Raw genomic sequence first — 667 nt, 5'->3', positions numbered from 1 at the left:
GAGGCCGCTCAGGCGCACCAGGGACGAGACGGCCAAGCCCGCCAGGCTGGCGTCCACCAGGCGCGCGGCGTCGCCGATCTCCAGCCACGCCGCCAGCGCGTCGAGCCAGGCCAGGCGCGCGGGGCTCCTGCGCTTGCGCGCCGGCCCGAAGGGGTCGAGCACGACGCCGCCGCCGATGGTCTGGGTGGCCTGGGCGTTGCGCACCACGAAGCGGTCGCCCGGCATCGCGTGCAGGGGCGCGTCGAACACCAGTTGCACCCGCGCGCGGCTGCCCGGCGCCAGCTGTTCGCCTTCGAGCGGCACCAGGTGGGCCGTATGGTGGGCCGCGCCGATGTGCACGTGCAGCGGCGCCCAGGAAGCCAGCGCCGGCGCGTCCGGCAGCAGCGACAGGACGGCGTCGACGCGCTCCGAGCACTCGCCGATGTCCGGCGCGACCACCCAGCTGCCGCGTTCGACGTCGTCCTTCGCCACGCCGGCCAGGTTCAGCGCCAGGCGCTCGCCGGCCTGGCCGGTGTCGGCCGCGCGGCCCTGGGCGTGGATGGCGCGCACCCGCGCCTGCTGGCCGCCGGGCGCCAGTTGCAGCAGGTCGCCGACGGCCACGCGGCCCGCCAGCGCGGTGCCGGTGACCACCGTGCCCTGGCCCGAGACCGTGAACACGCGGTCGACG

At 77.2% G+C, this 667-nt stretch carries 1 protein-coding gene; it reads right to left on the bottom strand.

The features are described from left to right. On the bottom strand, positions 1-667 hold a 667-nt coding region (locus KVT32_RS28160), incomplete at both ends, for an EF-Tu/IF-2/RF-3 family GTPase (RefSeq protein ID WP_371825628.1).

Source organism: Achromobacter sp. GbtcB20, from assembly GCF_019091095.1.
GTDB lineage: Bacteria > Pseudomonadota > Gammaproteobacteria > Burkholderiales > Burkholderiaceae_B > Achromobacter > Achromobacter mucicolens.
This window is presented reverse-complemented; position numbering and strand designations above follow the sequence as displayed.